25 protein-coding genes are annotated in these 23,472 nt (G+C 73.1%); 6 read left to right on the top strand and 19 right to left on the bottom strand.

Going from position 1 to position 23,472, the window contains the following annotated elements:
- Positions 1–198: 198 nt before the first annotated feature.
- Complete coding sequence (locus ACFYWQ_RS37330) at positions 199–780, top strand: hypothetical protein (protein WP_389523142.1); 582 nt, start codon at positions 199–201, stop codon at positions 778–780.
- A gap of 51 nt (positions 781–831) precedes the next feature.
- Here ACFYWQ_RS37330 and ACFYWQ_RS37325 read toward each other — a convergent pair whose 3' ends face one another.
- On the bottom strand, positions 832–2,367 hold the full coding sequence (locus tag ACFYWQ_RS37325) for an MFS transporter (RefSeq protein ID WP_389523180.1): 1,536 nt from the start codon (positions 2,365–2,367) through the stop codon (positions 832–834).
- A 368-nt stretch (positions 2,368–2,735) separates the two neighbouring features.
- Here ACFYWQ_RS37325 and ACFYWQ_RS37320 point away from each other — a divergent pair, with 368 nt between their 5' ends.
- Positions 2,736–3,059: a hypothetical protein gene (locus ACFYWQ_RS37320; RefSeq protein ID WP_389523139.1), complete on the top strand. Its 324-nt coding sequence runs from the start codon at positions 2,736–2,738 to the stop codon at positions 3,057–3,059.
- A gap of 68 nt (positions 3,060–3,127) precedes the next feature.
- Here the strand turns inward: ACFYWQ_RS37320 and ACFYWQ_RS37315 are convergent, their stop codons facing one another.
- Positions 3,128–3,349 carry a helix-turn-helix domain-containing protein gene (locus ACFYWQ_RS37315; RefSeq protein ID WP_389523137.1) on the bottom strand — a complete coding sequence of 74 codons (222 nt, stop codon included), beginning with the start codon at positions 3,347–3,349 and terminating at the stop codon, positions 3,128–3,130.
- Entirely contained in the window at positions 3,349–3,846 is a 498-nt protein-coding gene (locus ACFYWQ_RS37310) for a DUF2975 domain-containing protein (RefSeq protein ID WP_389523131.1), read from the bottom strand. The genes ACFYWQ_RS37315 and ACFYWQ_RS37310 overlap by 1 nt, the downstream gene beginning before the upstream one ends.
- A gap of 238 nt (positions 3,847–4,084) precedes the next feature.
- Here ACFYWQ_RS37310 and ACFYWQ_RS37305 point away from each other — a divergent pair, with 238 nt between their 5' ends.
- The gene (locus ACFYWQ_RS37305) at positions 4,085–4,480 is read left to right on the top strand and encodes an STAS domain-containing protein (protein WP_389523129.1); all 396 of its coding nucleotides are present in this window, start codon (positions 4,085–4,087) and stop codon (positions 4,478–4,480) included.
- A gap of 93 nt (positions 4,481–4,573) precedes the next feature.
- On the opposite strand, the gene ACFYWQ_RS37300 is transcribed toward ACFYWQ_RS37305, so the two are convergent.
- The 3 genes from ACFYWQ_RS37300 to ACFYWQ_RS37290 all read right to left on the bottom strand — a co-directional run bounded on the left by ACFYWQ_RS37300 (position 4,574) and on the right by ACFYWQ_RS37290 (position 7,286).
- Positions 4,574–4,837 (bottom strand): DUF3253 domain-containing protein, encoded by a 264-nt coding sequence (locus ACFYWQ_RS37300; protein ID WP_389523126.1) that lies wholly within the window; start codon positions 4,835–4,837, stop codon positions 4,574–4,576.
- Positions 4,838–5,288: 451 nt separating this feature from the next.
- Positions 5,289–6,272: a polysaccharide deacetylase family protein gene (locus ACFYWQ_RS37295; protein WP_389523123.1), complete on the bottom strand. Its 984-nt coding sequence runs from the start codon at positions 6,270–6,272 to the stop codon at positions 5,289–5,291.
- A 33-nt stretch (positions 6,273–6,305) separates the two neighbouring features.
- Positions 6,306–7,286, bottom strand: a complete 981-nt coding sequence (locus ACFYWQ_RS37290) for a glycoside hydrolase family 11 protein (protein ID WP_389523120.1) — start codon at positions 7,284–7,286, stop codon at positions 6,306–6,308.
- 338 nt (positions 7,287–7,624) lie between these two features.
- On the opposite strand from ACFYWQ_RS37290, the gene ACFYWQ_RS37285 reads away from it, so the two are divergent.
- A complete protein-coding gene (locus ACFYWQ_RS37285; protein WP_389523118.1) occupies positions 7,625–8,515 on the top strand; it encodes an SDR family oxidoreductase in 891 nt (296 codons plus the stop codon).
- Between the two features lie 29 nt (positions 8,516–8,544).
- On the opposite strand, the gene ACFYWQ_RS37280 is transcribed toward ACFYWQ_RS37285, so the two are convergent.
- From ACFYWQ_RS37280 to ACFYWQ_RS37255, 6 genes are all read right to left on the bottom strand, one after another.
- Positions 8,545–8,889: a DUF3140 domain-containing protein gene (locus tag ACFYWQ_RS37280; RefSeq protein WP_389523115.1), complete on the bottom strand. Its 345-nt coding sequence runs from the start codon at positions 8,887–8,889 to the stop codon at positions 8,545–8,547.
- Between the two features lie 6 nt (positions 8,890–8,895).
- Positions 8,896–9,150, bottom strand: coding sequence for a DUF2945 domain-containing protein (locus tag ACFYWQ_RS37275; protein WP_389523112.1), 255 nt, complete (start codon positions 9,148–9,150; stop codon positions 8,896–8,898).
- Positions 9,151–9,346: 196 nt separating this feature from the next.
- Positions 9,347–11,284 carry a molecular chaperone HtpG gene (gene htpG / locus ACFYWQ_RS37270; protein ID WP_389523109.1) on the bottom strand — a complete coding sequence of 646 codons (1,938 nt, stop codon included), beginning with the start codon at positions 11,282–11,284 and terminating at the stop codon, positions 9,347–9,349.
- Positions 11,285–11,411: 127 nt separating this feature from the next.
- Positions 11,412–11,945: a hypothetical protein gene (locus tag ACFYWQ_RS37265; RefSeq protein WP_389523106.1), complete on the bottom strand. Its 534-nt coding sequence runs from the start codon at positions 11,943–11,945 to the stop codon at positions 11,412–11,414.
- A gap of 331 nt (positions 11,946–12,276) precedes the next feature.
- Positions 12,277–13,233: an anti-sigma factor RsbA family regulatory protein gene (locus tag ACFYWQ_RS37260; protein WP_389523103.1), complete on the bottom strand. Its 957-nt coding sequence runs from the start codon at positions 13,231–13,233 to the stop codon at positions 12,277–12,279.
- Positions 13,230–14,024, bottom strand: coding sequence for an MEDS domain-containing protein (locus ACFYWQ_RS37255; protein ID WP_389523177.1), 795 nt, complete (start codon positions 14,022–14,024; stop codon positions 13,230–13,232). Before ACFYWQ_RS37255 ends, ACFYWQ_RS37260 begins: the two co-directional genes overlap by 4 nt.
- A gap of 488 nt (positions 14,025–14,512) precedes the next feature.
- Here ACFYWQ_RS37255 and ACFYWQ_RS37250 point away from each other — a divergent pair, with 488 nt between their 5' ends.
- Positions 14,513–15,076, top strand: coding sequence for a Dps family protein (locus tag ACFYWQ_RS37250; RefSeq protein WP_389523100.1), 564 nt, complete (start codon positions 14,513–14,515; stop codon positions 15,074–15,076).
- 251 nt (positions 15,077–15,327) lie between these two features.
- Positions 15,328–15,693, top strand: a complete 366-nt coding sequence (locus ACFYWQ_RS37245; RefSeq protein WP_389523097.1) for an ATP-binding protein — start codon at positions 15,328–15,330, stop codon at positions 15,691–15,693.
- A 23-nt stretch (positions 15,694–15,716) separates the two neighbouring features.
- Here ACFYWQ_RS37245 and ACFYWQ_RS37240 read toward each other — a convergent pair whose 3' ends face one another.
- The 7 genes from ACFYWQ_RS37240 to ACFYWQ_RS37210 all read right to left on the bottom strand — a co-directional run bounded on the left by ACFYWQ_RS37240 (position 15,717) and on the right by ACFYWQ_RS37210 (position 23,444).
- Complete coding sequence (locus tag ACFYWQ_RS37240; RefSeq protein ID WP_389523095.1) at positions 15,717–16,127, bottom strand: STAS domain-containing protein; 411 nt, start codon at positions 16,125–16,127, stop codon at positions 15,717–15,719.
- The gene (locus ACFYWQ_RS37235) at positions 16,124–17,215 is read right to left on the bottom strand and encodes a B12-binding domain-containing protein (protein WP_389523092.1); all 1,092 of its coding nucleotides are present in this window, start codon (positions 17,213–17,215) and stop codon (positions 16,124–16,126) included. The genes ACFYWQ_RS37240 and ACFYWQ_RS37235 overlap by 4 nt, the downstream gene beginning before the upstream one ends.
- Positions 17,212–18,819 (bottom strand): PP2C family protein-serine/threonine phosphatase, encoded by a 1,608-nt coding sequence (locus ACFYWQ_RS37230; protein WP_389523089.1) that lies wholly within the window; start codon positions 18,817–18,819, stop codon positions 17,212–17,214. The genes ACFYWQ_RS37235 and ACFYWQ_RS37230 overlap by 4 nt, the downstream gene beginning before the upstream one ends.
- Positions 18,820–19,112: 293 nt before the next feature.
- Positions 19,113–20,273, bottom strand: coding sequence for a serine/threonine-protein kinase (locus ACFYWQ_RS37225; RefSeq protein WP_389523086.1), 1,161 nt, complete (start codon positions 20,271–20,273; stop codon positions 19,113–19,115).
- Positions 20,274–20,717: 444 nt separating this feature from the next.
- Positions 20,718–20,864, bottom strand: a complete 147-nt coding sequence (locus ACFYWQ_RS37220) for a hypothetical protein (RefSeq protein ID WP_389523183.1) — start codon at positions 20,862–20,864, stop codon at positions 20,718–20,720.
- A gap of 253 nt (positions 20,865–21,117) precedes the next feature.
- Positions 21,118–22,716 (bottom strand): FAD-dependent oxidoreductase, encoded by a 1,599-nt coding sequence (locus ACFYWQ_RS37215; protein WP_389523083.1) that lies wholly within the window; start codon positions 22,714–22,716, stop codon positions 21,118–21,120.
- On the bottom strand, positions 22,713–23,444 hold the full coding sequence (locus tag ACFYWQ_RS37210) for a class I SAM-dependent methyltransferase (protein WP_389523081.1): 732 nt from the start codon (positions 23,442–23,444) through the stop codon (positions 22,713–22,715). Before ACFYWQ_RS37210 ends, ACFYWQ_RS37215 begins: the two co-directional genes overlap by 4 nt.
- Between the last annotated feature and the right edge of the window lie 28 nt (positions 23,445–23,472).

Genomic DNA, 23,472 nt, shown 5'->3' with positions numbered 1-23,472 from the left:
CGCCGCAAGAAGACCGCCGGCGGACTGGCCTGACCATGCCCGACGCGATAGCAGCCCGGGCCGCCACGACACACCCCCGTGGCGGCCCGGCCCGCGTTCACCGTCCCGGGCCGCCGTTCCGGCCCGGCCCCGTGCAACCATCGGGCGCGCCGGACTGTCTCACCTGACATCAGTCACTTGGACTCTTCGGGGGAGATCATGGTGCGCAGCAGAACCGTAGGGGCGATCGCCGCCCTCATGACCGCCGCACTGGGTGCGGCCGCCGTACCGGCGCAGGCCGCGCCGGCCGCCGCTTCGCAGGTCGCCGCCTGCCCCACCGGCTGGGGCAGCCTCGACAAGGCGTTCACCGCCTCCTCGGCGGAGTCGGTGCGGGACGTACGGACCGGCCGCCACGACTGTTACGACCGGCTGGTCGTCGACGTCCCCGGCGCGAGCGCCGACGGCCTGGGCTTCTCCGTCGGCTACGTCGACCAGATCTACCAGGACGGTTCGGGCCACCCCGTCCCGGTCGGCGGCGGAGCGATCCTGGAGGTGCGGGTGCACGCGCCCGCCTACGACCCGGAGACCGGCGAGGCGACGTACCCCGCCACGTCGGGTCAGCCCCTGCCGGGCGTGGACCTCACCGGCTACGCGACGTTCCGCGACGCCAGGTTCGTCGGCAGCTTCGAGGGGGACACGCAGCTCGGACTGGGGGTGCGCGCCCGGCTGCCGTTCCGGGTGCTGCGCCTGGCGGACCGCCTCGTCATCGACGTCGCCCACTCCTGGGGCAGCACCGGCTGACGGCGTGGCACCTGCCGGCGGGCGCCCGGACCGGCGCCCGCCGTCGGGCGGTCAGCCGCTGCCGGAGGCCGCGCGGGTCGCCGCGTAGAGCCGGCCGGAGGTGACGATCAGGTCCTTGCGCTCCGCCGCCGAACCGACCATCGGCGGCGAGCCGTGCAACGGCACCTGGGCGCTCTCGGGGAGGAACCGGACCGTCACCAGGCCGATGACGCCGGCGGCCATCAGGTAGTAGGCGGGCATCATGTCGTCGCCGGTGACGTGCACCAGCGCCTCGGTGACCAGCGGGGTGGTGCCGCCGAACGCGGCGACGGCGAAGTTGAAGCCGATGCCCATGGCTGCGTAGCGGACGGCCGTCGGGAAGAGGGCCGGCAGGGTGGCAGCGCTCGGCGCGGCGAAGCAGGCCAGCAGGGTGGACAGGATCAGCACGCCGAGGACGGGCGGCCAGGTGCCGTCCGCCTTGATCAGCTGGAAGGACGGCACGGCGAGGACGATCATCGCGGCGGCCGCGGCACCGTACACCGGGCGGCGGCCGACGCGGTCGCTGAGCCGGCCGATGAAGGTGATCAGCAGCACGATCCACACCATGCCCACCAGCACCAGTGTGTCGGCGGAGCCGCTCGAACGGTGCAGCGTCTCCGTCTGATAGGTCGGCAGGAACCCGGTGACCATGTAGTTGGTGACGTTGTAGAGGAGCACGAGTCCCGCGCAGACCAGCAGGGCGCGCCAGTGGTTCCTGACGACGGTGCGCAGCTCGCTGCCCGCCGACGTCTGCGCCAGGCTCTGCTCGTGTGCGTCGAGCTGCTGCTGGAAGGCGGGGGACTCCTCCAGCTTCAGCCGCATGTACAGGCCGATCACGCCGAGCGGGCCGGCGATGAGGAACGGGAGACGCCAGCCCCAGGCCAGCATCTGGTCGTCGGTGAGGGCGACGTTCAGCACGGTGACGAGGGCCGAGCCGAGGGCGTAGCCGACGAAGGTGCCGAAGTCGAGCCAGCTGGAGAGGAAGCCGCGGCGGCGGTCGGGTGAGTACTCGGCGACGAAGGTCGTCGCCCCGCCGTACTCGCCGCCGGTGGAGAAGCCCTGCACCATGCGGGCGAGCAGGAGCAGGACGGGGGCGGCGATCCCGATCGTCGCGTAGCTGGGGATGAGGCCGATGGCGAAGGTGCCGACAGCCATCATGATCATGGTGGTGGCGAGCACCTTCTGGCGGCCGAGCCGGTCGCCGAGCGGTCCGAAGACGAGACCGCCGAGCGGGCGCACCACGAAGGCCGCGGCGAAGGTGGCGAACGAGGAGATCAGCTGGGCGGTCGGGGAGGCTCCGGGGAAGAACACCTTGCCGATGGTGGCGGCGAGGTAGCTGTAGACGCCGAAGTCGAACCACTCCATGCAGTTGCCGAGCGACGAGGCGCCGACCGCACGGCGCAGCAGCGGGCGCTCCACGACCTGGACGTCGTCCTCCCGGAAGGCGCGTCTGTTGCGCCTCAGCCTGCGGAGCAGGTCCCTGCGTACGTGGTCGGGGAGATCCGCCGGGGTGTGCGGGTCTCGTGGGCTGTGCGGCCTCGGGGAGCCTTCGGGCGGTACGTCGGCCACGGTAGCCAAGCGCCTTTCCTCGTCCGTGCGGCGCGCCACGTGCGACGCGCCCTGTTCGACGTGCGCGCGGTTTGCCCTGTATCGGCCCACTGGCGCACTTCGACGCCGCTTCCCACGGCGGGTGATTTCACGCCCAAGGTGTCCGACGTCACGGACGGACGGCGACGGAGCACGGTGACGGGGCGGCGCAGACCTCCCCAGGCAGCGCCGCCCCGTTTCTCTCCGACGTCGTCCCGTCTGCCCCGGCCGGGGCACTTCACACCTGCCTCGTGCGTTCTCTTTCCGTCCCGGTCGTGCCGTGTCGGGGCGGTGAAACCGCTCGGTGCGGGTACCGGGGTGGTTCACCGGCACTCCGTGAGAGGACGACGATGGGTGGGGCAAGTCAACTCCGGCGGCTCAGGACCGCCTATGCGACGGGGACGGCGCTGTGGGGCGCCTCACTGCTGCTGACGGTGGTCCAGGGCAGCGGATCGGCCCGGCAGACGGTGTTCCAGCTGCTGATCCTGGCGGCACTGCTGACCTTGCTGCTGTGTACGACGTGGCAGCTGTGGCACAGGGACGGGGACGAGCGCGGGGGCGGCCGCGAGCGTACGACGGACACCGGCGCGGCGGGCGGCGGACCGCCGCTCTCCCCACCCGTACCGGCGACGCCCTTCACCCGCGCCGCGTACGAGGAGGTCCGGCCCTCGTAGGCCCGCCCGCCCGTGCCCGGCGACCGCGGCGCCCGGACGCCGGGCACAGGGGGGCGGCGCGCCCGGCGTCATCCGCCCGTGCCGCCCTCGGCCTCCCAGCGCAGCAGGTCGCCCGGCTGGCATTCGAGCACTTCGCAGAGCGCGGCGAGCGTGGTGAAGCGCACCGCCTTGGCCCGGCCGTTCTTGAGTACGGCGAGGTTGGCCGGGGTGATCCCGACGCGCTCCGCCAGCTCGCCCACGGACATCTTGCGCTTGGCCAGCATCACGTCGATGTCGACGGCGATCGGCATCAGATCACCTCGGCGAGCTCGGCCCGCATCCGGGACGCCTCGACGTCGCGGGCGACGGCCTGCGCGAGCAGCATCCGCAGTACGAGCACGATGAGCGCGACCCCCAGGACCGCGAGGGACGCCCCGCACACGAGGAGCACCACACCCGGGGCGACGGCCTCCCCCGGCGCCAGGACGACCGCCAGCGCGAACACGAGCAGCGCGGCCGCGGTGAACGCGCCGGTCACGACGTCGACGTAGCGGAACGCGGCGTCGGAGAACACCGTGCCGCGCCGCACCATCGTCACCAGCCGCCACACGCAGACCAGGACGACCTCCAGGGCGAGGACACCCAGCACCACGATGACGAGGAGCGGGGTCCGCAGGTACGCCACGTCCGCCCTGAGCCCCTCCAGATCGACGGCCAGCAGCGGCACCATCACCGCTTGCACGAACACTGAGCCGGCGAGCAGTACGCCGAGCACGGCGCGCAGCGCGAGCACCGTGAGCTTTCCCATAGCCCCTCCCATAATCGAGCAACGATGGGAATCTATCGATATTCGATAGACGGAGCAAGTGAGGCGGCTCCCGGGTCGCCCACCGGGGTCGCGGCCTGTTACCCGGGGGAACCGGGTCGAAAGCCGCAAGCTTCCTCCGGAGCACTCCGGGTAGGCGCATAATGCGGGCGGGTGGTCGGTCCTGACCGGACCCGTCCGCACGGGCGCGGGAGTTGTCAGTCGACGCGGAGGAGGTCGGATGCTGCAGGTCGTCCACGACCAGGGACCGGTAGTGATCGCCGATCTGCCCGAGGAGGTCGACTTCGACACCAGTCCGGCGATCTCCTCGGCCGGGCACCGCTTATTGTCGGCCGGCTGCCGCTATTTGATCCTGAACGCGTCCTCCACCGAGACGCTGGACTCCAGCGGCGTGAGCACACTGCTCGGCTTCTGGCGTCGCCTCGACGCCGAGGGCGGCGCGCTCGTCCTGGCGGGACCCGCGGAGCATGTGCGGCGGATGCTGCAGATCCTCGGGATCGAGCAGTTGCTCGTCACGACGGAGACCCTGGCGGAGGCGACCGTCGCGGTACGGGAACTCCAGCGGTCCTCCGGCCGCGGCACGCTCCCCCACCTGCCGCCCGCGGGGACCGCCTGACGCCCGAGGCCGTCACCCGGCACGGAAGACGGTACGACAGACGGGACGGAGACGGGACGGACGACGGAGGGTGCGGACACCCCGTCCGTCCCGTCAGGGTACGCGCCGTATGCGCAACGGCCCTCCGCCCTCCTCCGACGGGTCGACGACGTGCCCGCCCCGCGTGATCTCGACGAGCCCCTCGGCCGCGAGGCGGCGGGCCGCCCTGCGGGTGGGCTCCATGAGCACGCGCCAGTCCTCGCCGTCGCCCGGCCGGACGGCCCGGGCCGCCTCCGACGGACAGATGGACGCCCCGGGCGCGCGCCGCGACAGCAGTTCGAGCATCGAACGGGCCAGCTCGGCCTCGACATCGGACACGACCCCTCTCCCCTCTCCCGCTCGCGGACCGGGGCCCTCGGCGCCTGCCCGCGCGCCGACGCCCTGCCACCACGGTCCGCCCCTACGACCCGCCGCGCACGTCGGGCAGCCGCCCGGGCCGCGGGCACCGCCGGGCGGGGTCGGCTGGTACGTGGGGGCGGCTGACGCCGGGCGCCGCACGGACGATCGCGGGGCCGTACCGGCGCGTCGCGCCGGTACGGCCCCGCGTCGCATCCGCCTCGGGTGCGGGTCCGCCCGTACGGGCGCCGCCGCCGGTCCGGCGGTCCGGCGGTCCGGCGGCGGCCACGGTGTCGGACCGTGGGGAGCACACCACACCCCGACACACGGTCCGGCTGCCCCACCCCGTGCGGCGCAGGCTGCACCGCACGGGTGACCCGCTCCGGCCCGGCCCGCTGTGCGCGAAACGTCGTCCGACGGCCGGCCCGCGGGATCAGGCGGTGCTGCAGGAGACCGTCGGCCAGGTCCAGTTGCCGTTGTGCTGGACGGTCACGCCCCAGTTGTTCCCGCTGCCGTCGGGCTTGGCGGTCAGCACCTGCGCACTGGGATAACTCGCGCTGATGTTCCAGGTGGAGAGGATCTTCGCCGGAGACGGCACGTTCATCGTCACCGTCCAGTTGCTGGAACCGGAGACCGCGACATTGAGGTTGTACCGGTCACTCCACTGCTGCCCCGCGGACAGGGTCGCCGTACAGCCGGTACTCCCCCCGCCCCCGCCGCCTGAATCGCTGTCCGGCGCCACGGCCCGTCCGGTCTGCGGAGAGATCATCCCGGCGCACAGGCCACGGGCGGCCAGGCCCTGTGCGATGCGCGGGATCGCCGCGAGGGTGTTGGCCGGCCAGTCGTGCATCAGGATCACCTGGCCGTCGGTCAGCCGGCCGGCGGCCGACACGATCGCGTCCGTACCGGCCCCGTTCCAGTCCTGCGAGTCGACGTCCCAAAGGACCTCGGTCAGTCCGTACGCGGCCTCGATGGAGCGCACCGTCGCGTCGGTCTCGCCGTACGGCGGGCGGAACAGCTTCGGCGTGCCGCCGCCGGCCGCGGCGATGGCCTGCTGGGTCCGGGAGATCTCCGAGTCGATCTGCGCCCGGCTCTGCTGGGTCAGGTGGGGATGGGTGTAGCTGTGGTTGCCCACCCACATGCCCGCGTCGACCTGTGCCCGGACCAGGGACGGGTTGGCGGCGGCGTACTGGCCCTGGTTGAACATGGTGGCCCGCAGCCCGTTCTGCCGGAGCGCGGTGAGCAGGCTCGCCGTGCTGCCGGACGGGCCGTCGTCGAAGGTGAGTCCGACGTAGCCGGTACAGGCGGCGGCCTGCGCCGGGGCGGCATGGACGGTGAGGGTGCTCGCCGCGGCCGTCGCGACGACGGCGAGCCTCGTGACCAGGGAGCGTAACGGGAGACGCGGTCCGGCGTTCATGGGAAATGGTCCTCCTGCCTCGGTGGTGGCCGGTCAGCTCGCGGTGCAGGAGACCGTCGGCCAGGTCCAGTTGCCGTTGTGCTGGACGGTCACGCCCCAGTTGTTCCCGCTGCCGTCCGGCTTGGCGGTCAGCACCTGCGCACTGGGATAACTCGCGCTGATGTTCCAGGTGGAGAGGATCTTCGCCGGAGACGGCACGTTCATCGTCACCGTCCAGTTGCTGGAACCGGAGACCGCGACATTGAGGTTGTACCGGTCACTCCACTGCTGCCCCGCGGACAGGGTCGCCGTGCAGCCGGTGCTGCCGCCCGAACCGGCGTCGCCCACGGTGATGCTGGAGCTGCCGCTGCTCTGGTAGCCCTCGGTGGCCATGATCATGTAGTAGCTGAAGCTGCCCAGGGTCATTCCGGCGTTTGCCCAGGCGTCGAAGTGGTTGCCGGTGGTGATGGTGCCGCCCGTCCTCTTCGACTGCCGGACGCTCCAGTACTGGTCGAAGGTCTTGGTTCCCTCCACGGACGGGGCGTTGTACCGCGTCGTCCGGTAGATGTCGTAGGTGCCGCCGTCGCTGGTGACGGTGCCCATGAACGTGCCCGTGGGCCGGTAGGTGCCCCAGTTGTCGACGATGTAGTACTCCACGAGCGGGTTGGACGTCCAGCCGTAGAGGGCCAGGTAGGCGTTGCCGGACGGGTTGAAGGTGCCCGAGTAGGCGACGCTCCGGCGGCCGCCGTTGCTCCAGCCCTTGCCGGCGACGAAGTTCCCCGTGTTGCTCCACTGGGTGCTGTAGGCGCCGCCGGAACTCAGGGTCATGGAGACCGTTCCGGGCGCGTCGGTCCAGAACGAGTAGTAGTAGCCGTTGTCGGTACCGGTCTGGTTCGTGGTGATGACCGTGTCGGCGCTCGCGGCGCTCGGCAGGAGCAGCGCGAGCACCGCGGCCAGCGCGGTGACCCAGACGCTCCGGACCAGGGGCGCGCGGCGGCCGCGACCGCCGCCTCTCCGTTCGGCGTACGTGTTCATGTCCGTGCTTCCTCCTCGAAGGACGGGACGGGCGGGCTTCGCGGTCGAAAGTGTTGATCTGACCCCGTCAACAGTCAACAGTTTCGGTGAAGCTTTCGAAACATTCGTCAGAGAGGAGGAGCTCGCGGCTGCCATACTCGCTGATCAGGCGGCAGGAACGACCGGCCGAACGGAGCGTTCACTTTTCACAGGGAAATACAAGATCAGCTCCCAAGTAAAGAACGTCGAAACATTCGAAGCTCTTCCGAAGTGCTTCTTCGCCCGACACGCTTCGTTCGCCCGGTCCTGACCGGGGAACCCGGTCCTCCGCGCGAACCACCGACCGGCAGGAGGCCGACGTGACGGACGAGCCGAACACCTGGCAGGACCCGACCACGCAGCACCCGCGTCCCGACTTCCCGCGGCAGGACCAGCCGCATCCCGGCTGGACCGGCCCCATGGACCCGCCGCCGGACCACGGCGAGGAGTCCTACCGGGGTTCCGGCCGCCTGGAGGGCCGCAGGACGGTGATCACCGGCGGGGACTCGGGAATCGGCCGGGCGGTGGCGCTGGCCTTCGCCCGCGAGGGAGCCGATGTGCTCTTCACCCACCTCGCCACGGAGGAGGCCGACGCACGCGAGACGTCACGCCTGGTGGAGGACGCCGGACGCAAGGCGGTGGCCGTGTCGTGCGACATCCGTGAGGAGAACGCCTGTCGGGCGCTGATCGACCGGGCCGTCGCCGAGTTCGGCGCCGTGGACGTCCTGGTGAACAACGCGGCGTACCAGATGGCGCAACCGGACGGCATCGAGGCCATCACGACCGAGCAGTTCGACCGGGTGATGAGGACGAACCTCTACGGCATGTTCTGGCTGACGAAGTTCGCCCTGCCGCACATCCCGGAGGGCGGGAGCATCATCAACACCACGTCCGTGCAGGCCTACAAGCCCAGCCCCCACCTGCTGGACTACGCGACGACGAAGGGCGCGATCGTCACGTTCACCCAGGGACTCGCACAGATGGTCGCCGACCGGGGCATCCGCGTGAACGCGGTCGCGCCGGGACCGGTGTGGACACCGCTGATCCCCGCGACCATGCCCGACACCAGCGAGTTCGGCAAGCAGAGCCCGCTGGGCCGGCCCGCGCAGCCGGCCGAGCTGGCGCCCGCCTACGTCTACCTCGCCTCCCAGGACGCGAGCTACGTCACCGCGGAGATCCTCAACGCCACCGGCGGCACACCGCTGCCCTGAGCGGTGCGGCGGACATCGCGTCGCCCCGCTCACGCCCCCTTGACCAGCGGGTCGTGCCCCCAGTTCATCAGCGAATGCCGCCAGCGCGAGTCCTCGACGTCCCCCGACGGCCGCTGTGCCGAGTGCCGCCGGATGTAACCGATCACCTTGCGCATGTGGGCGTAGTCCTCGTCGGACAGCTCGCCCTTCTTCTTGCGGAGGATGGAGACGATCCTGCGGCCCGAGGCGTGCCCGGTGGACTCGCCGCCGTCCTTGTGCTGCCCCGCCTCCTGCGACGCGTCGGAGGCCAGCCACTTCTCCAGTTCGGACGGCGTCATGTTGACCAGTTCCCGGAAGTCGTCCCAGGTCTCACGCCGGTCGTCGTCGGACGGCACCGGGCCTCACTTCTTCTTCTTGAGCGCGGACGGCTTGTGCACGGCCGAGCGGCCGGACTTGTCGCTGCGCACCTCGTACTGGGGCTCCTCCGGGGACGCGTCCACCGTGCGGCCGGCGGCCTTCGTCCGCTTGGTGATCTTCTTCTCCACGGTGCCCGTGGTCTCGCTGCCGTGACTGCTCCAGGCGACCTCGTCGCCCTTGGCCGGCTCCTTCTTCGGATCCTTCTCCGGATCCTTCTTGCGGGAACTGTCCTTCGCCATGGTCGAACTCCTCACGGGCTCCGGTGCGGCGCCCCCCTGCGCACCACCCTGCGGCCTGGCCCTACGGCCCGCACGTCGGGACGGGCACGTCGGCACGGGCACGTCGGGACGGGCACGTCGGGACGGGGGCCGTACGCACGCCTGCGGCGCGGACGGCCGCGTAGCACCGCGTTACCGTCCGCACCGCCGGGGTGTTCTACAGCGCCCGCTCCAAGCGGTCCGCCAGCAGCTGCACGAACCTCGCGGGCTCGGCCGGCCGGCCTCCCTCGGCCAGCAGCGCGAGGCCGTGCAGGAGCTCCGCGCTCTCCGCGAGGGCGGTGCGGTCCTTGCCGTCCCTGAACGCCTCGTTGAGCCCCTTGACCAGGGTGTGGCCGGGGTTCAGCTCCAGGATGCGCCGGGTGCGGGGGACCTCCTGGCCCATCGCGCGGTACAGGTTCTCCAGCGCCGGGGTCAGGTCGTGCGTGTCGGAGACCAGGCAGGCCGGGGAGACGGTGAGGCGGGAGGACAGGCGTACCTCCTTGATCTCCTCGCCGAGCCGTTCCCCCATCCACTCGAGCAGGCCGGCGTACTCCTCGCCCTGCTTCTCACGGTCCTCCTCGGACGCCGTCTCCCCGTCGGGGTCGAGGTCGATCTCGCCCTTGACCACGGACCGCAGCTGCTTGCCCTCGTACTCGCCCACCGCGTCGGTCCACACCTCGTCGACCGGGTCGGTGAGCAGCAGGACCTCGATGCCCCTGGCCCGGAAGGCCTCCATGTGCGGCGAGTTCTCGATGCCCGTGCGGGACTCACCGGTCATGTAGTAGATGGTGTCCTGGCCGTCCGCCATCCGCTCCACGTACTGCCGGAGCGTCGTCGGCTCGGTGTCGTGGTGCGTGGTGGCGAACGACGAGACGGCGAGGAGCGTGTCGCGGTTCTCCGTGTCGGTGACCAGTCCCTCCTTCAGGACGGCACCGAACTCCCGCCAGAACGTCGCGTACCGGTCCGGAGCCGCGGCCATCATGTCCTTGACCGAGGACAGGACCTTCTTCGCCAGCCGGCGGTGCATCAGCTGGATGTGCCGGTCCTGCTGGAGGATCTCGCGGGAGACGTTGAGCGAGAGGTCCTGGGCGTCCACGACACCCTTGACGAACCGCAGGTACGGCGGCAGCAGCGCCTCGCAGTCGTCCATGATGAAGACACGCCGGACGTACAGCTGGAGGCCCCGCTTGTGGCCCTGGGTGAACAGGTCGTGCGGGGCGTGCGCGGGGAGGAACAGCAGGGCCTGGTACTCGAAGGTGCCCTCCGCCTGGAGCCGGACGGTCTCCAGCGGGTCCGTCCAGTCGTGGCTGATGTGCTTGTAGAGCTCGTGGTACTCCTCGTCCCTCACCTCGTCGCGGGACCGGGCCCACAGGGCCTTCATGGAGTTCAGCGTCTCGGGCTCGGGCGGTGTGCCGCCGTGCTCGTCCCCGCCGTCCCCGTCGCCGCCGTCCGCCGCGGTGGGCTGCTGGGGGACCATCCGGACGGGCCAGGTGATGAAGTCGGAGTACCGCTTGACGATCTCCCGGATCTTCCACGGGGAGGTGTAGTCGTGGAGCTGGTTGTCGGGGTCGGCCGGCTTGAGGTGCAGGGTGATGGCGGTGCCCTGGGGTGCCTCGTCGACCGTCTCCAGCGTGTACGTGCCCTCACCGCGCGACGACCAGCGCGTTCCCCGGCTCTCACCGGCCCGCCGGGTCACCAGGACGATCTCGTCGGCCACCATGAAACCGGAGTAGAAGCCGACGCCGAACTGCCCGATGAGCCCCTCGGCGGCACCGGCGTCCTCGGCCTGCCGCAGCTCCTCCAGGAACGCGGCCGTGCCCGAGTTGGCGATCGTGCCGATGAGACGCGCGACCTCGTCGTACGACATCCCGATGCCGTTGTCCCGCACGGTGAGCGTGCGGGCGTCGCCGTCGGCCTCGATCTCGATGTGCAGGTCGGACACGTCGGCGTCCAGCGTGTCGTCCCGCAGGGACTCGAGGCGCAGCTTGTCCAGCGCGTCGGACGCGTTGGAGACGAGCTCACGCAGGAAGACATCCTTGTTCGAGTAGATCGAGTGGATCATCAACTGCAGGAGCTGACGGGCCTCCACCTGGAACTCAAACGTTTCGGTCGGCATGTTCGCGACTACCTCTCCGTTCCTTGGCGACGTCCGGAACTGACGGACGGCAGCACTGTAGAACAGCCGGTCACCGCATCCGCGCGAATCCGGACGGACGCGGTGGCCGAAGGAACGGACGCCCCGTTCACGCGGCGCGGTCCCGGGGGCGCGCCGCCCGCGCCGACGTCGTGGACACACGGGCGGACCTGACCCGGTAGGTGGTCTTCGACGGGTCGTGGACGGGCTCGCTGAGCGTGATGCGGCCGGCGGCGCGCAACTCCTCGCACGCGTCGGTCGGCAGGGCGACGTAACAGCCGCCGCGGCCGGTGTCGGAGTCGACCGGCCGCCAGTAACTGTACCGCCGGCGTCCGCTCGCGTACTCGGTCGCGAACACGGCGGTGCGGGTGTCGGAGAGCACCCGCATGACCTCCGCCTCGGGCGTGCGGAGCGAGGCCGAGGAACGCACCGGGTACGGACCGGGGACGTCCGCCGGGAAGGCGCGGGTCACGGCCGGCCGGCCGGCGACGCCTCCTGGCTGACGGTCCGGTGGGGTGCGGGGAGCGAGGAACCGCCCCGCGGGACGGACGGGTTCGCGGCGGCGCTGGAGCGCGCAGGCGGCACCGCGGGCGTCGACGGCGGCGGGGTGGAGGGGCTGGACCTGATCGTGGGCGAGCGGCATTGCGTGGCCTTTCCGGGAACGGGGACTCGACACCGCTTACCCGTTCGGGCCGGTGTTGATCTCTCTCCCCTCATTCTTGTGCACACCGGTGACAATGGCTATGCCCAACTTGCCAGTTGTCCGTACTCGCTTGATCCCGCCGGATCCGCTCGGTCCTCGCCGTACCGCGCGCGCTCCTCGCCCGCCCTGTCCGCCGGTCCGGCGGTCCGGCGGTCCGGCGGTCCGGCGGTCCGGCGGTCCGGCGGTCCGGCGGTCCGGCGGACAGACCCGCGGGGCCCGCCGCTCACGCCCCGCCGGTGCCCGGCCCGACCGTGGCGGGGGCCCGCGGGTCTCAGACGCGCAGGGCGGTGTGCAGGCGGACGGTCGTGCCGTCGTCGGGGGTGGAGCGGATCTCGACGAGGTCGCACAACTGGTGGGCCAGCCACAGCCCGCGGCCGCCGGCCTGGGCGCCGCGGGGTCTGGTCCGCCCCGCGAGGGGGTCGGCGATGTACCCGCGGTCGTGGAACTCGCAGATCATGCGGTCGCCGTCGGCCCAGGTCCGCAGCGCGCCCTCGCCGCCGCCGTGCTGGACGCTGTTCGCGGCGATCTCCGTGGCGGCGACGTGCAGTTCCCGCAGCCGCGTCGCGTCCAGACCGTGCCACCGGGCGCATTCAGCGATCTTGGCCCGTACCGCGGCCATGTCGCCCTGGCCGTAGCACAGTTCGTCGTACGGGTCGCAGGGCGGTGCCAGCGACTCGAACGGGTAGGCCGCCTCCGGGTCGAAGCCGTCGTAGGGCTGCGAGTGGCCGTTCCTGCGCACCTCGGGGTGGCAGCGCGACATCGTCTTGAGGTCGGCGTGGAGGCCCTCGGTGTCGTAGGGGCACAGCAGCCACCAGGCGGGGCTGTCGGCGAAGGCCTTGTTGAGCAGCCACTCGTGGTACTGGAGTTCCTGGATCTCGGCGCGGCTGCGCGCGTCGTCCCAGGGGGACTCGCCGATGCCCCGGACGGGACGGCCGTCCGCGGCGTGCTCCTGGATCCACCGCTGCCAGGCGTCGATGAGGCGTCCGGGGTGGTGGGCGACGGACCCGGTGTCGACGAAGCGGACGGTCGGCAGTTCGGGGAGTTCGGCGCGCAGCAGCGACACCTTCTCGTGGGGGACGGCCACGACCACCGCCTCGTCGCCGTCGAGCGCTTCCTGGATGAAGCCGAGCGTGCCGTCCAGGAACTCCTCGCGGCCCCGGTACGGGTACAGCTCGTGCCGGTACCCGGCGGCCGGAGCGGCGGTGTCCTGCGAAGACCGGTCGGTCATGGCGCGATCACCACCGGTACCTCGGGCGCGGCGAAACCGGAGAGCTCCCAGCACCGCCGCACTATGTCGTTGGCCCCCTCGAGGATCACCACGCGGTCGGGCAGGCACTTGGCGGCGTCGGCCAGCGCGCTCATGCCCGCCGCGTCGAAGAACTCCAGGTCGTGGCAGACCAGCCGCACGGTCGTGGCGTGGGTGAGCAGGCTGCGCAGCACCGCGCCGAACGCCGCGGCACCGTCGGAGTCGATCACTCCGTTCACCGTCCAGTGGCCCTCTCCGGTGCGGTACACCCGGAACTCGGGTGCTGCGGGCCGACTGCCCACGTGGTGCGGGTGCACGCATCTGACCTGGTCGAGCGTGGGAGGGTCCCAGTCGGCCGGCCGGTAGGTGCACAGCACCATGGCGCCGCTGTCGGCGGCGAACTCCTCCAGGTCCAGCTCGCTCTGGAGCATGGAGTCCGGCCGGGCCCCGTCGTGGCCGGCCGTCACATGGCGCAGGATCCGCAGGGCCCGGTAGCCCTCGCGCCCGGCGCTCGCGGCCTCGCGGCGCACCGCGGCCAGCAGCGAGCCGTCCAGCACGGCCGGATCGAGCACCACGGGGGCCGGTGCGTCGGAGAGTTGCCGGGCGGGTCCACCGCCGGCGCCGACGATCACGACCTTGTCGCCGAAGAGCGCGCCGTCGGCCACGAAGGCACGGCTGCGTTCGACGACGTTGTCGGCGGGCTCCAAGAGCTGACAGAGGTGGTCGCCGCTCTCGACCTCGTCCAGCGTCGCCAGGCTGCGCGCCGCTCTCACCGGTGCTCCCCTCATCACTCCTTCACCTTACTCGCGCCCTTGCCGCCGCCTTCCGGAGCCGTCTCCCTGCCTGTCCCCTCTCTGCCGGCCCCTCTCTGCCGGCCCCTCTCTGCCTGCCGCACTCCGACCGCCGTCCGATCACCACCCGCCGGGCTCCGGTCCGTCCCGTTCGGCGCGCGCCGCGGGACCTCGCGGGTCCACCTGAGGACGCACGGCAGCGACCCGTTCGGGGAGGTTCGCGAACCACGTGACCGGTGCGGGTTCCGGTCCCGGTCACGTGGCTCCTGACCGTGACGGCGCGACCGCCCGGCGGCCTTGACGCGCGGTCACGACAGCGAGTCGGCGGCGGTGCCCTCCTACCCGGTGCGGGCCCGCCGGGGGGAACGGCACGTCGTCCGGGTCGGCACGGGACGCGCGTCACAGGTCTGCCGGCGCGCGGACGGGGCATCCGGGCACCGACCGCATCCGACCGTGAAGGAGCTGCGCCGATGGCGAAGAACCTGACCCCCAAGTACACCGTCCCGGGCATCGAGCGGGAGGCGGCCGGCCGGCTCATCGGCGTGCTGCGGCTGCGCCTGCACGCCCTGAACGACCTGCACCTCACGCTGAAGCACGTGCACTGGAACGTGGTGGGCCCCCACTTCATCGCCGTGCACGAGATGGTCGACCCCCAGGTGGACCGCGTCCGCGACATGGCGGACGACGTGGCGGAGCGCATCGCCGCGCTGGGCGGGGTCGCCCAGGGCACGCCCGGCGCCCTGGTGGAGGAGCGGACCTGGCAGGACTACTCCATCGGCCGGGACGGCGCGATCGCGCACCTCGGCGCCCTGGACCTCGTCTACACGGGCCTCATCGAGGGCGTCCGGGACGCGATCAAGGAGGTCGGCGAGATCGACCCCGCGACCGAGGATCTGCTGATCGAGCAGCTGAGGGACCTGGAGCAGTTCCAGTGGTTCGTCCGGGCCCACCTCGAGAGCAGCAGCGGCTCCCTGGTGACGGCCGACGCCGACACCGAGAAGGAGGCGGCCGCGCGGGGCGCCGAGCTCGGCTGAGGGGACCCGTGGTCCGCCGCCCGGCCAGAGCCCGCCGGGGTGCGGGGTGCGTGCGTGGGCCGTGCGCGCGCTCCCCGGGGCGCCACCGCCCGCCCCTTTCCGGCCGGGTCGTACGGCTTCACCCCGCTTCCGGCGGGTAGACGCTGCCTCGGCGGCGGACGGTGGACGCTGCCTCGGCGGCACCGATCGGGAAGGGGAACACCGTGGACGGATCAGCGGTACGAGCCGTGGGCTGGGCCCGCACACTGCCGATGAACAGTACCGTCAAGGAGGCTCGCGACTGGGCCCGCCGGCATCTGGACACCCTGGGCTGGAGCGGCAGCGATCCGGAGACGGTGGACGCCGTCCTGCTCACCGTCTCCGAGCTGGTCACCAACGCCCACCGGCACGCGCGCAGCAGCGCTCAGCTGGTCCTGACCTGGGACAGCCGCTGCCTGCACATCTCCGTCCACGACGCGTCGGCCGACCTGCCGACCCCGCGTGCGCCCAGCGCGGAGAGCGTCGGCGGACGCGGCATGCTGCTCGTCGACGCGCTGGCCGACAGCTGGGAGACCCGTCCCTGTCCGCACGGCAAGACGGTCACCGCGTGCTTCCGGCCGTCGTCCGCCGCGTCCTGACCCGGGGGTCCGCGGCCGCCGGGTCAGGTCGCGGGGGCGGTGCCCGACTCGTCGGCGTGCCGCCCGGTGAGCGGCGGTGAGGAGTCGTAGGACCGGCCGGTGAGGTGGTCGGCGGTGCCGGTGACGTCCAGCATGCGCACGAGGTGGGCGGGCCGGTTGTCGAGGTGCAGGGCGATCCCCGCCGGATGGGTGCGCCGGCGGAGCATGATCAGCGCGGACAGCCCCATGGAGTCGAGCACGGTCAGCGCCGCGCAGTCCAGGTGCAGGTCACGCGGCGCGGCCCCGTGCTCCCGGGTGTGCTCGTCGAGGGCGCTCGTCACCAGGGCGAGGAAGAAGTCGCTGGTGTCGTAGTCGAGTTCACCGCCGATCGCCACGGTGAGGACACCCGGGCGGGAGGCCCGCGTGGTGACGTGGAAGGAGGGGTGCGTGCTCATGCGGGTGTTCCTGTGCCGGGGACCGAGGGAGCGGGAGGGTGGTCGAGGGTGGCGGCCGTCTCCTTCAGGAAACTCCGGGCGCGCGGGAAGTCGTGCAGGTGGCCGGCGAGCACGGTCAGACCGAGCCGCAGCGCGTCGGCGGGCACCCGGCGGGCGGTGAGGATGCCGGCCGTCCAGGCGACGAACCTGCCGAAGATGTCCGGATCGTCGAAGTACAGCGCGGTGGCGAGGAAGTCGAGGATGTGGCAGAGGTCCTCGGCGGTGCGCTCGTGCTGGGCGGGGGTGTACGACCGCATGGCCGGGTACCGCTCCTCCAGGTCGTACAGCACTTGTTTGACCAGGGACGGCCGGTTGCGGGTGACGAACGTGTACTCCTGGTCGGCCAGATGGGGCAGGTCGTCGATCTGCTGCCGGGGCACGGAGGCCTGCCGTGCCTCGACGCCGGCGTCGAGCAGGTCGGCCGCGTCCCTGGCATCCCGTGCCCAGGCGTCGGCGCGCACGGCGCGGGCCTGACGGCCGTCGGGGCCGAACGCGGCACCGCCCACCAGGACGGGTGTCCCTGTCGACTGACAGGCGGTCAGCGCCGCGTGGGCGGTGGGGAGGTGGGTGGGGATCGACGCCGACAGCAGGACGGCCTCGGGTCCGGTGGCGTGCAGATGGGCGATCAGGTGGGGCGTCGGTACGTGCGCGCCGAGGAAGTCCACATGCCAGCCGCGGCCCCTGAGGGTCTCCGCCACCAGGCGGGCCGGCAGGGCGTGCCACTCCCCGTCCACGCACGCCACCGTCACCCGGCGTCTCTTCCCCGACCGCGGCGACGTGCGGCGGGCGAGCGCCGCCACAGCGCGGTCGTTGATGGCGGTGGCGACGTGTTCGTCGGCCACGGTGATCCGGCCGGCCGCCCATTCCTCGCCCAGCCTCCGCTGTACGGCCGCGATGACGTCGAGGAGCAGGGCCTCGGCGGGCCACCCGTCCCGCTCGGCCGCGCTCACCACGTCGATCGCGCCTGTCTCGTCGGCGTCCAGAGCCGCCGCCCACAGCCGGTCCCGCAGCCGGGACACCTGGTGGTCGGCCGTTCGGCCACCTGTCATGCGCCGTCCTTTCCGCTCCCGCCGGGTGCGGCGGCTGTCCGGGTGTGTCCGTCGACGAGGTGGAGCGGCCCGCGGCCGCTCGTCGGGTTGGTGATGGCGAGGGTGGCCATGTCGTCGTGCCGGCCCGGTCCGAGCCACTGGGCGACGAGCATCTGCACGCGTTCGACGACGGCCTCCGCGGGCATCCGCGCGCAGGCGGCGAGCGCCTCGCGCAGCCGGCGCTCGCCGTAGAGCTGGTCGCCGAGGGGGCCGCCACGGGCCTCGGTGATGCCGTCGGTGTAGAGCAGGCACGTCTCGCCGGGGGCCAGTACGGCGCGTGCGGTGCGGGCGCGTGCCTGGGGGATGGCGCCGATCAGCTGGCCGGAGGTGTCGGCCTCCTCCACCTGTCCGTGCCGTCGCACGATCAGCGGCGGCAGGTGGCCGGCGCTGGTCAGCCGCAGGTGGACCTGTCCGGCGCGGCGCCGGGCGGAGGCGAGGACCAGGGTGGCGAACCGGGTGTGGTGGGAGTTCAGCAGGGCGTCGTTGAGCAGGGTGAGGACCTGCTGGTGGTCGCCGGAGAGCGGCAGCAGGGCCTGGAGGACGCTGCGGATCTTGCCGGTGAGCACGGCGGCCTCCAGGCCCTTGCCGGCGACGTCGCCCAGGACGACGAACGTCTCCTGCAAGGGGTCCGTGCCGGGGTGCACGTCGTAGAAGTCGCCGCCGACGCGTTCGTGGTCGCGTGCGGCGCGGTAGCGGCCGGCGTAGCCCACTCCGTTGACGTGCCGCAGTGTCGGCGGGAGCAGTTCGCGCATCAGCACCGCGGTGATGGAGGACTGCTCGGCGTAGAGGCGGGCCGCGGAGAGGGCGGCTCCCGCGCGGGCCGCGAACAGGCGCGCGAAGACCTCCTCGCCCTCGTCGAACGCCCGTTGGCTGCTGGACCGCAGCAGGACCAGTGCGCCGGCCGGGACACCGTGCCCGGGCAGCGGGGTGACGATGACGGAGCCGATGGGACCGGTGAAGCCGGGCGGGATCGCCCAGTCGGGGATGTCGTCGGGGCTGATCCAGCGGGCCGGGACGGGCGGGAACCCCTGGATCGCCTCGGTCAGTCCCGGCACCTCCCCGGTGTCGATCAGCCGCATCGTCTGGGTGACGGGGCCGCCGCTCTCGGCGTACGTCAGCGGGTGGTGGCGTCCCTGGGCCGGGGCGACGATGACGGCGGCGTCCGCGATGTGACGGGCGGCCATACGGGCGGTCACCTCGAGACAGTGGTCGACGTTCAGGGACGACAGGAGCGCGCTGGAGACCTCGGCGAGGACGGCGGCCCGTTCCTGGGAGTCCTTGAGGGCCCGCTCGGTGTGCCGGAGGTCGGTGTCCTCCACCAGCCACCACACCACGTCGCCGTGTTCGCCGGGGCTGCGGGTGGGATGGGCCTGGAAGGTGCGCCCGGTGATCGCGCCCGACGCGGGGCGCGGGGACCGGGCGTCCGTGCCGGACCGGTCCAGGCGGTGGTGCGCGTCGGACAGCCAGCGCGGGGCGGTCCGCTCGAACCAGTCGCCCCCGGACGCGTCGGGGAAGAGGGTGCGTGCGGCTTCGTTGATCTCGACGACGCCCCCGTCGCGGCCCACGACGAGGACCGGGTAGGGAGCGCTATTCCACGACGCGCCGACGCTCGCGGCGCCGCCGTGCGGACGGGCAGGGGGGCCAGGCGAAGGAATCACAAGCAGGGGAACGCATGGTGCGCACCCCACCCCCTCTCTACAGCTCGAAACTGTTGACCTTCGACAACCGTCTCGCACTCGGGACGGCCCGCGCAACCTCGTGACGGGTTGTACACGAATCCGCCACGCCTCCCGGTGCGCCACGCTCCTCCCCCGGCGGCGGGCGTGCAGGGGCGGGGCGTCCCGACGCCGGGGCCTGCTCACCGGTGCTGGCCGTGCCCTTGCCGGGGGACCCGGCTCGACGGGACGGGCGGGGCTGCCGGAACGGGCCCGCGGGCCGCCGCGGCGCTGTCGGTACCGGCGTCGGCGTCGCGGTCGGGGAGGTCGCCCACGGCGGCGGATCCGGAGAGGGAGACGCCCAGCAGGGCGGCGAGCAGCGCGGCGCCGGCGGTCGCCGGCGTGCGCCGGCCCGGCCGCCGGCCGGCGGGGCCCCGGTGGCCGGCACCGGTCGCCCGCGCGGTCCGGCCGAAGCGGGAGCGGAACGCGGTGGCGGCGCGCTCCCCCACCCGCCGGCCGCCTCGGTGCTGCCCCGAAGGGCGCCCGGCGGGTGTCGCGGCCGCCTCCAGGGCCGTCAACGCCCGGGCGCACGTGAGGGCGTCGGGGCGGCAGCCGGTGTCGAAGGCGGTCATGGCCTCCAGCAGACCGGCCAGACCGTCCAGTTCCCCGTCGAGACCGGCGGGGACGGCCGGCCGCCGGTGGAGGCGGGCCATCGCCGCCTCCAAGGGGACACCGGGGTACTCCAGTTCACCCTTGAGACACTCCAGCAGCGTCAGCCCGAGCGCGTACACGTCCACGGCGGGGCCCGTCCCGTCGCCGGTGACCTGTTCGGGGGCCAGGTACGCCGCCGTGCCCACCAGCACTCCGGTCGCGGTGCGGGCGCTGTCGTCGATCCGCCGGGAGATGCCGAAGTCGGTCAGGTGCGGGGCGTCCTGCTCGTCGAGGAGGATGTTGGACGGCTTGACGTCGCGGTGCACCACTCCGGCGGCGTGGACGTGCGCGAGCGCCGTCGCCAGGTCCGCGCCGAGGGCGCACACGGCGGCGGGGGTCAGCGGTCCGGCGGCGATGCGGGCGCGCAGGGTGGAGCCCCGGACGAGCTGCATGACGAGGAAGGGCAGGTTCTCGTCGCGCCCGACGTCGTAGACGGTGACGAGGCCGGGGTGGTGGAGCCGGGCCAGCAGCAGCGCCTCATCGCTGAACCGTTTCTCCGCCTGTTCCTCGCCGCCCCTGAGCAGCTTCACCGCCACCGGACGCCCGAGCCGCAGGTCGAACGCCTCGTGGACGTCGGCGGCGCCGCCCCGGCCGAGCGGGGCGTCCACCCGGTAACGGCCCGCCAGGACGCGTCCGCCGAGGGGCTCCGGCACTGAAGGCCATGGGCGTACCGGCATGTGTTCCCCCAAGGGACGGGTGTGCGCGAGTGTGGACGGCCGCGGGTGGATCCGGCGGACTGCGGATCCAGCGGGAACGGCGGGGCGGCGGGCGGGTCCGGGAGCGGTGACGCCACCGCTCGTGCTGTGCGGGGCGCCGTCGGGCCGCGCCCGCCCGCCATGAGACCTCGGGTACCCGCCTCCCCGGCCGTCACGCCCGGCCGGCCGGGGCCGGGGCCGCCCGGGGGGCTGCGGACGTCTGGCGGCACGCCGCCCGCCGGGACACCCGGTCGACCGGGCACACGGTCGACCGGGCACACGTGCAACCGGGTGCACGGTTGACCGCGTCCCGCGCGTCAGGGGCCGGTGGCCGCCCGGCTCGTGCGGGCGGCCACCGGCCCCTGATACGGCGTCACCCCGGCGGCGTGTCCGGTCCGCGGGTCAGCGCCGGCCCCGCAGCCTGCCCAGCAGCCGCTGGGCCTGGGCCCGGCGGCGCGGGTCGGCGGAGGCGCGGCGCACCTGCTCCACCGCACGACGCCCCTGCGGGCTCCTGCTGAACTGCTTGATCTTCTCCAACATCCCTGGCACGGCTGCCTCCTGGAACGGTCGACGGCGAGGCCGGTTCGGCAAGGCCTGTGTACCGACGCGTCTACCCCGGTCCCGTCACCTCATCCCTGCGGGCGTCGGCGCCCGTCCGGCTTGACGGCTCCGGTGCGTCGGCTTCGGTGTGACGGGCTCGGTACGACGGCTCCAGTGCGCCGGCTCCGATGTGGCGGCTCCGGTGTGACAGCGCCGGCGTGACGGCGTGTCAGGAGCGCGTGCCGGGGTGCGGGGCAGTCGGTCATGGTGTCCCCCGTGTGTCGCCGCCGACCGGTGCGGACCGGTCGGCGCCCCACCGTGCGAGCAGCCGCAGTGCCGCTCCGCGTCCGCGGTCGGGAACGGTCCACAGGGTCTGGCCCCGGACGCCCCAGCGCTCCAGCAGGGCGTTGGCGGCGAGGAAGCCGCTGGTGGCCGCGCGCTCCATGAGGGCCACCGGCAGGTCCGTGCGGACCAGGTCTCCGGCCACCACCAGGCCCGGGTCGCCGGTGCGTACGGTCGGCCGGTCGCCGTGGCCGCCGACCGGGAACAGCGGGCAGTCGGACCGCCACTCGTGGCGTTCGTCGACGACCCTCGCCGCGCGGGTCTCCGGGTACACCCGGTGCAGTTGCGCGAGCAGCCGCTTCCGCTCGACGTCGCGGACCGCGCCGTCCGGCAGGGCGTACGCGTGCAGTTCCACGACGGATCCCCCGCGGCGGGCGCTCCAGCGGGCCGCCTCCGACTCCCAGCGCTCCAGCACACTGACGTTGTCGAGGGTGCCGTAGCCGCTGGTGCCCAGGAAGCCGGGCCGGTCGGCGGCGACGCGACGGTCCAGCCACAGGCGGCTCACGAGGAACGGCGGCGCGGTGCGCAGCCGGGCGACGCGTTCCCGCCACGCGGCGTCGGCCAGGCGCGGGGAACGGCCGACGAGGGCGCGCAGGCCGCCCGTGTCCAGGGCCAGCACCACGGTGTCGTACCGCCGCTCCTCCTCGCCCGTGACCACGACGAAACCGCCGTCCGGGGTGGGTTCGACGCTCTCGACGGGGGTGCCGGTGCGCAGGTCGGCGCCGTGGCCGCGCAGATAGCCGGCGAGGGGGTCCCACAGGGCGGCGGGGAACGGGTCGCCGGGGACGTCGAAGAGCAGGCCCTCGGCGGAGCCGAGGAAGTAGATGTGGAACATCAGCACCATCTCCGCCGCCGACAGTTCCCGGGGATCGGCGAAGAAGCTGCGGGAGAACACCTCGAAGGCGAGGTGGTGCGCGGCCTCGGGGAAGCGGATCGACCGCAGGAAGTCGTGGGCGCTGACGCCGTCGAACCGCTCGTACACGTCGGGCACGCGGACGTCGAGGAGGGGCAGCGCCGCGACCGGGTTCATCCGGGCGAGGTCGCGCGGCCGGAAGGTGGGGCTCAGGGCGACGAATCCGAGCGCGCTCCACGGCGGGGTGCGCGGGACGTGCCGGAAGCTGTCGTGCGGCCCGTCGCTGTGCCGCAGCGGGTAGTCGGGCAGCGCCCTCAGGCGGGCGAGTCCGGGATCGGTGCGCCGCAACAGACCTCGCAGGTTGTAGTACTGACGGAAGAACGCGTGGAAGCCGCGGCTCATGGTGACGGCGGAGCCGTCGGCGAGGGTGGTCGGCCCGCCCGCCAGCCGTCCCCCGAGGACGGATTCGCGTTCGTGGAGCGTGACGCGCACGCCCCGTTCGGCCAGGGCGGTCGCGGCCGCCAGGCCGGCGATGCCGCCGCCCACGACGGCGGTCGTCGGGCGGCGGTCACCGGTGACGCGCGGCGTGCCCCCGGGCGGGGACAGCCTCCGTGCCCGCCGGTCCCTGCCGTGGCGCGTCGCGTCCGGACGCCGGGGCCCGGTCATCGCTCGCCCGCCGCGCGGACGCCGGGGCGGCGGGCGACGACCGTATGGGTGATGCCGGTCTGCCATCCCGGCATGGGGAGCACCCGTACGTGCACGAACCCGGCCGCGCGGACCCGGTCGGCGAAGCCGTCCGCCGTGTCGAACCGCAGCACGCTGCGCCACAGGTGGCGGTACAGGGCGCCGTCGCCCAGGAGGGTCGCGACGGGCAGGACCAGCCCGCGGCACACCGCCGTCCACACCGCGCGGTGCGCGGGCCGGCCGCTGAGGGTGTACTCGTGCACGGCCAGCCGTCCGTTCGGCGCCAGCACGTCGCGCACCGCCGCCAGCACCGCGTCGGGGTCGGCGGCGTTGCGGACGAGGTAGGCCGCGAACACGGCGTCGAACGGCCCCGCCAGGCCCGCCTCCGCCAGGCGTTCCGCCGGGGCGTGCACGAAGGTCACCCCCGCGCGCCACCGTTTGCCGACCGCCCGGTGCAGCATGCCGGCGGAGGCGTCCACGGCGGTGATCCGGGCGCCGGGGAGGACGGCGGCGAGCGCGGCCGTCGAGGCGCCGGTGCCGCAGCCGAGGTCCAGGACACGCATCCCTCCGCCGCCGTGGGGCAGACCGAGACGGCGTACGGAGCGGCGCAGCTGGGCGTGGTAGCCGGGGTTGGCGGCGACCAGGGTGTCGTAGCTGCGAGCGGCGTGGTCGAACGCGGCAGCCAGGTCGGCGTCGCGCAGCAGGGTCATACGGTCTCCTCGGTCGGGGGCGGGGTCC

This window comes from Streptomyces sp. NPDC003247, assembly GCF_042888135.1.
Lineage (GTDB): Bacteria > Actinomycetota > Actinomycetes > Streptomycetales > Streptomycetaceae > Streptomyces.
The sequence above is the reverse complement of the archived record's forward strand: the minus strand, read 5'-3'. Positions and strand labels throughout refer to the sequence as shown.

Excerpts from the sequence above, each read along its gene's own strand:
- ACFYWQ_RS37330 (WP_389523142.1), top strand. The coding sequence starts at position 199 with ATGGTGCGCAGCAGAACCGTAGGGGCGATCGCCGCCCTCATGACCGCC.
- ACFYWQ_RS37320 (WP_389523139.1), top strand. The coding sequence starts at position 2,736 with ATGGGTGGGGCAAGTCAACTCCGGCGGCTCAGGACCGCCTATGCGACG.
- ACFYWQ_RS37315 (WP_389523137.1), bottom strand. The coding sequence starts at position 3,349 with ATGCCGATCGCCGTCGACATCGACGTGATGCTGGCCAAGCGCAAGATG.
- ACFYWQ_RS37310 (WP_389523131.1), bottom strand. The coding sequence starts at position 3,846 with ATGGGAAAGCTCACGGTGCTCGCGCTGCGCGCCGTGCTCGGCGTACTG.
- ACFYWQ_RS37305 (WP_389523129.1), top strand. The coding sequence starts at position 4,085 with ATGCTGCAGGTCGTCCACGACCAGGGACCGGTAGTGATCGCCGATCTG.
- ACFYWQ_RS37295 (WP_389523123.1), bottom strand. The coding sequence starts at position 6,272 with ATGAACGCCGGACCGCGTCTCCCGTTACGCTCCCTGGTCACGAGGCTC.
- ACFYWQ_RS37290 (WP_389523120.1), bottom strand. The coding sequence starts at position 7,286 with ATGAACACGTACGCCGAACGGAGAGGCGGCGGTCGCGGCCGCCGCGCG.
- ACFYWQ_RS37275 (WP_389523112.1), bottom strand. The coding sequence starts at position 9,150 with ATGGCGAAGGACAGTTCCCGCAAGAAGGATCCGGAGAAGGATCCGAAG.
- htpG (WP_389523109.1), bottom strand. The coding sequence starts at position 11,284 with ATGCCGACCGAAACGTTTGAGTTCCAGGTGGAGGCCCGTCAGCTCCTG.
- ACFYWQ_RS37265 (WP_389523106.1), bottom strand. The coding sequence starts at position 11,945 with ATGCCGCTCGCCCACGATCAGGTCCAGCCCCTCCACCCCGCCGCCGTC.
- ACFYWQ_RS37260 (WP_389523103.1), bottom strand. The coding sequence starts at position 13,233 with ATGACCGACCGGTCTTCGCAGGACACCGCCGCTCCGGCCGCCGGGTAC.
- ACFYWQ_RS37250 (WP_389523100.1), top strand. The coding sequence starts at position 14,513 with ATGGCGAAGAACCTGACCCCCAAGTACACCGTCCCGGGCATCGAGCGG.
- ACFYWQ_RS37245 (WP_389523097.1), top strand. The coding sequence starts at position 15,328 with ATGAACAGTACCGTCAAGGAGGCTCGCGACTGGGCCCGCCGGCATCTG.
- ACFYWQ_RS37240 (WP_389523095.1), bottom strand. The coding sequence starts at position 16,127 with ATGAGCACGCACCCCTCCTTCCACGTCACCACGCGGGCCTCCCGCCCG.
- ACFYWQ_RS37235 (WP_389523092.1), bottom strand. The coding sequence starts at position 17,215 with ATGACAGGTGGCCGAACGGCCGACCACCAGGTGTCCCGGCTGCGGGAC.
- ACFYWQ_RS37215 (WP_389523083.1), bottom strand. The coding sequence starts at position 22,716 with ATGACCGGGCCCCGGCGTCCGGACGCGACGCGCCACGGCAGGGACCGG.
- ACFYWQ_RS37210 (WP_389523081.1), bottom strand. The coding sequence starts at position 23,444 with ATGACCCTGCTGCGCGACGCCGACCTGGCTGCCGCGTTCGACCACGCC.